At 38.7% G+C, this 5289-nt stretch carries 5 protein-coding genes and 1 rRNA gene; 4 read left to right on the top strand and 2 right to left on the bottom strand.

Translation table 11 applies throughout. From position 1 onward, the window contains the following. A 5S ribosomal RNA gene (gene rrf, locus MOQ65_RS09500) occupies nucleotides 1–89 on the top strand; the annotation flags it as partial. Nucleotides 90–572: 483 nt separating this feature from the next. On the opposite strand, the gene MOQ65_RS09495 is transcribed toward rrf, so the two are convergent. Both MOQ65_RS09495 and MOQ65_RS09490 read right to left on the bottom strand, forming a co-directional pair. Then, nucleotides 573–848, bottom strand: coding sequence for a helix-turn-helix domain-containing protein (locus MOQ65_RS09495; RefSeq protein ID WP_257847389.1), 276 nt, complete (start codon nucleotides 846–848; stop codon nucleotides 573–575). Further along, nucleotides 829–1200 carry a type II toxin-antitoxin system RelE/ParE family toxin gene (locus MOQ65_RS09490; RefSeq protein WP_257847388.1) on the bottom strand — a complete coding sequence of 124 codons (372 nt, stop codon included), beginning with the start codon at nucleotides 1198–1200 and terminating at the stop codon, nucleotides 829–831. The genes MOQ65_RS09495 and MOQ65_RS09490 overlap by 20 nt, the downstream gene beginning before the upstream one ends. A 428-nt stretch (nucleotides 1201–1628) precedes the next feature. Between MOQ65_RS09490 and MOQ65_RS09485 the strand changes: the two genes are divergently transcribed. From MOQ65_RS09485 to MOQ65_RS09475, 3 genes are all read left to right on the top strand, one after another. Then, the gene (locus tag MOQ65_RS09485; protein ID WP_156719321.1) at nucleotides 1629–2000 is read left to right on the top strand and encodes a CGGC domain-containing protein; all 372 of its coding nucleotides are present in this window, start codon (nucleotides 1629–1631) and stop codon (nucleotides 1998–2000) included. A gap of 158 nt (nucleotides 2001–2158) precedes the next feature. After that, the gene (locus MOQ65_RS09480; RefSeq protein WP_257847387.1) at nucleotides 2159–3448 is read left to right on the top strand and encodes a M48 family metallopeptidase; all 1290 of its coding nucleotides are present in this window, start codon (nucleotides 2159–2161) and stop codon (nucleotides 3446–3448) included. A gap of 351 nt (nucleotides 3449–3799) precedes the next feature. After that, entirely contained in the window at nucleotides 3800–5116 is a 1317-nt protein-coding gene (locus MOQ65_RS09475; RefSeq protein WP_257847386.1) for a pyridoxal phosphate-dependent aminotransferase, read from the top strand. Nucleotides 5117–5289 lie beyond the last annotated feature (173 nt).

Below are 5289 nucleotides of genomic sequence, written 5' to 3'. Positions count from 1 at the left end.
CTGTTCCCATCTCGAACACAGTAGTTAAGCTCATAAACGCCGAAAGTACTTGGCTGGAGACGGCCTGGGAGGATAGGAAGCCGCTGATTGCTTAAAGGCACACCTGAGGGTGTGTCTTTTTTTATTGTATGGCTTCCTATCCTCCCAGGGTACCTGGTGAGCAGGGCAGTAGAAGATGGAGAAGCGAAGCGACGACAGATTCACTGCATCGCTTAGTTCGGAGCGTAAGATGGACATGTAGCGTAGCTACATAGGTCCATCCACAGCGAGGAACACCCAGTATTCTGGAGCTAAGAACCGTACATAAGAACTCGCTGATTAAGCATCCTGCGGCTGGTGGTAGGAGGCAAACTATATCCATACGGTAACGCGGTACAACATGCCAATGTTACCGAACCGTAAAGCCGTTGAGTAAGTCCAAATACATGTAAATTAATGATTTTATGTAGATATACTGAGCCAATGAATCGTAAACTATTTGAGTTACTTTAAATTATGTAATTATAATTTAATACTAGAATATACATAAAACCCCCTATAAGCCACTTTAAACCAGCTCATAGGGGTTCTTTTTATACTAAACTTATCTTTACTTGTTTATCTAAAGCAAATGCAATTTTACACATAGTGCTTAAACTCGTATTGGCACCCTTTTCTATACGAGCGATTGTAGACTGTGGAACACCAGATTTTTTTGCTAAATCACGTTGTGTTAGTCCTGCAGCCTCTCGTGCTTTTAAAACAGCTACCGCATTTTCTAATCTAGCTTGTTCCTCATAATATCCTTCTCTAAATTTTGGATCCTTTAACTGCTCTTTAAGTAAATCATCAAATTTTATTGTTGGCATATTGTTCCTCCTCGTATTCTACTTTAATTTCTTTTGCATGTTGGATTTCTCTAACAGGCGTTTTTTGCGTTTTCTTAGTAAATCCATGAGTTATGATATATCTATTATTATCTTTATGAAAGTACAATACACGTTGTATATTACTTGATATCTTAGATCGTATTTCATAAATTTCATAGTCTAACTTTTTTACAAGTTCTAGTTGAAAGGCTATAATCATGCCTTCTCTTTCTATCATTTCAATAGTAGCCATTAATTTTCTACGATCTTTATAAGGCAGTGTATTATAAAACTCTAAAAATTCATTATGTCCATTAGGTCTTGTATAGAACTCAAACTTAGGTTTCTCCATCCCAATCCTTCTTTCTTCCATGATAGCATATATGCGTTCGAACCTCAATTTTATAGATACTGTTTATCTGAATTCTTACCTTAACTATATAGATAAGAAGGCAATATTTTGTAGCTCAAAGATGTAATGAGTAGATTATTTTACTCTTGTAATCACTATTCAAATCTTATGGTCGTTAAGTATCTTTCAAGGTCTATGAAAAGAAGAAATCAAGTTGTATCATTTATTGTTATAAACAATGGTCTAGTAATTTAAATACCTTTATTTAACCATTTACTGGAGAGATATAAAACTAGCAGTATTTAATTAATATTAAATTACGATATCTTTACTTATATATTTATCATTATCTTATGTGCTTTAAGATACATCATTTCTCAATACATATGTTATACTAAAGTTCAAACTATACTTTAATAGGAGGTTTTATGTCTAAAAAAATTGCAGTTCTCGTCAATGAGGATACAATGCAGCGCTGTTCTTGCGGCGGTTGTTTAAAAGCATTTATGAATAAAGCAGATTCCTTTGAGCGTTATGCAGATGAGGATATTGAGTTGGTCGGTTTCACGCACAGTGGTGGCGATCTAGCTAAGAAAATTGAGTCTTTCAAGAAAAAAGGTGTTACTACGGTTCATCTTTCTACGTGTACGCGTGGTAAAAATGAAAATTATGAAAGCATCGCAGAGCAGTGTGCAGAGGCGGGCTTTGATGTAGTTGGCTATACACATGGCGGCGCCGTTTCTAAAGATGGTAAAGAAGCGGTAGTACTTTCAGCTAAACCAGTAACATCAGATCAATAATCGTAACGATGAATCAATAGACAGTAATGACAGATGAATGATTGTTCCATTATTCATTCTATATTTACCATGAAGAGATACTATATACATAGTGTGTAAATCTAGTGTGATAATTTGTTTTATTACTATATGGTTAATCAATTCGAGAGGTTGAGAGAATGAACAAGAAACTTACAGCAGCTACGTTATCTGTAGCTATGGCAGCGACTATGGCGCCTGCTATTATGCAAACTGCCCCAGTGAATGCTGCATCTAGTGCAGTACAAACATTGGCTGGTGGTGCTGTTGCCATGGCTTATGTATCTACTGCATTAAATAAAATGGATAATTCTGAGCAAGGCCAAAAAGAGAGCTTGGCTCGTACAAAAGAAAAAACAGGTTACTTGAACGATAGTGCAGCTCAAGAACGTGTAAATCGCATCATGAAAACGTTAGAGGCTACGCCGAGCGTAAAACGTTCTTACGTTGTCTATGCAAACCCTGATACAGAGTTTAATGCCTTTGCAACGCTTGGTCGCGTTATGTCTATTAATAAAGGTGCTTTGGATACCCTTGATGATGATCAATTAGCGTACGTAATGGCCCATGAAATTGCACATGGTGAGCACAAAGATATTATCAATGGCGCTAAAAAACAAATTGGCTTATCTACTGCGGTAGGTATCGCTGCAGGCGGTAGCGAAGGGGCTGCCATTTTATCCAACGTAGCAGGTAACTACTTGTCTAACCAAGTGTTTACAATGAGCCAAGAAAAAGCAGCCGATGAACTAGGATTCAAGATTTTAAGTGAATCTCCATATAATGTGGGCGGTGCAGCTGGTTCTATGGCGGTACTACGCAACAAAGTGGGGGAACACTATCGTGAAGGGCTTTCACAAGTAGTGGCACCGAACAATCATCCTAAGTTAACAGACCGTGTGAACAATAATATTGCTCGCATGTACACATACTCTGGAAACCACGTAAACGTATCTAAAGGTGCTGTTTATGTAAATGGTGATAATATCTATACCCCAGCAGGTAGCGGCCGTTATACAGGGGAAGAACGGGCGTATTACATGGCTGGTAAATTGGCACGGTTGTACCATAACAACCAAATTACACCAGGCTCTGCATCCTATAGTGGTGGCACTGTAACTGTGGCTGGCCAATCCATCGTATCTACGCCAAGCTCTGACGTAGCACTACAAGTGGCGACAAACCTTAATAATGCTTTTGTTAAACCAGCAGGCGCAGCAGTTAATGCTAAAAACCCTGTGAAAGTGAAACAAGAGAAATCTAAAAAGGTAAAACAAGAAAAGGCTAAACCTGTGAAGGCAGAAAAAGCTAAACCGGCTAAAGGTAAAGAAGTAAAACCTGTGACTAAAGCTTCTACAACTAAACATACAGCTAAAAATACAAAGAATACGAACGCAAGCGATCATGGACGTAAAACAATCGATAGATAATTTGAGTATTTAATTGTTTGATTGTTCATGTGGCATGCAAGACCGAGCTCAATGGGGCTCGGTCTTTTTTGTATGTCTTGAAGACAATACTGTATTACTTTATGGAACGAATAGTATATATGTGAGTCCGTATATGTTATAAAACTATAGATTTTCTATAACAAAAGCACTATAATATTAAGTATCTATATATATCAATATATTGGGAATTTTTTATATATAAGAATATTATCTTTGTGATGTACAGACTTGTTACCCGTAGTTGTGCGTCTAACAAGGTTTCTTGTTATTTTCACAGTTAGCATAGCCTCTCTGATGAGGCAGTTTCTTTTTTAGAGGAGTTGGATCTGAATGAAACAACCAGAATTGTCGCCGTATATGATGGCTCGAAAGCCATCTGGCATTCGCCTAGGACAAATTAAATTCTTGGAACGTAAGAACCCACCAATTTTGGTGAATGGTTCTATTGGTAATGTAATGCGTCCTATGCATCCCGCCATGCAGCGTCGGTTGTTCGATTTGGGCGGTGTGAATAGTCCGTTCCATACAGGCATTGTACCGTATGTACCAACTACAGGTACCGATGAATGCCGTGAAGCATTCCTTCATATTCTACGAAGCCAAGGCTTTGATACAACAGGCCTTAATGTACTCGTAACAGACGGTGCATCCATGGCGATGGAAATCATCATGCTTGGCGTATGTGGTGGTGCTGGGGAAGAGGAACGTCCTCTATTAATGTTCAACCCATCTTATACAAACTATGATGCGGTAGGCCTTCGCATTGGTCGTAAAACAGTTACTGTGGAGCGTCAACTTAATGAAAACGGCGAATTTGAATTGCCATCCGTTGAAACCGTAGAACAACGTATCATCGATACAAAACCAGGTGCGTTGCTCATCATTCCTTACGATAACCCTACAGGTCAATTATTCAGTAAAGAAACATTGATTGAATATACAAAATTATGTGTGAAACATAATTTGTGGATTATCTCTGACGAAGCATATCGTGAATTGGCTTACGAAAAAGGGAAAGAAACATCTAGTATTTGGGCGTTAACCAATAAGGATGTTCCTGGCATTGAAGGCCGTCGTATCAGCCTTGAAACAGCTAGTAAGGTATGGAACGCTTGTGGCCTACGCATTGGTGCCATCATTACAGATAATAAATTGTGCTATGAAAAATCTGTAGCCGAATATACAGCGAACCTTAGTGCTAATACATTAGGTCAATATATCTTCGGTGCTTTGGCTCATGAAAGCTATGCAGAGCTTCATAACTGGTATGAGCAGCAACGTGACTACTACCGTCAAATGATCTTTGAACTCCACGAAGGTTTCAAAGCGGTCGAACCTGATTTTATCGTATCTCGTCCAGAAGCGTCTATTTACTTTGTTATTGACGTACGGAAGGTAGCAAAACCTGGCTTTGATGGGGTAGAATTTGCCTCTTGGTGTGCTGAACACGGTGCAGTTAGCCTTGATGATGGCAAAGAATACACACTTCTCATGGCTCCACTCAATGGTTTCTATAGTGGTAAAAAAGGCGAAGATAACCCAGGCAGAACACAATTGCGCGTATCCTTCTGTGAAAACCCAGACCTATTGCGCTTGGCACCTGAATTATTATCTAAACTATTCAGAGCCTACGAAGCACAACGATAGAAGAAGTATAATTCTAATATAATAGATGCCCTCCTTTTGGAGGGCATTTTTGGGTTATAGGACAAAACGTGTTGGTACTTTAATCCCAATCATTGAAAGATAATTTGTCATAGTTATGCAAATCACCCCAAGAAATGGCATCCCCCCAAGTTGGAATTATGCCTTGAAGTTGG

Origin of the sequence: Veillonella faecalis, assembly GCF_024677885.1 — a bacterium.
Taxonomy (GTDB): Bacteria; Bacillota; Negativicutes; order Veillonellales; family Veillonellaceae; genus Veillonella; species Veillonella nakazawae.
This window is presented reverse-complemented; position numbering and strand designations above follow the sequence as displayed.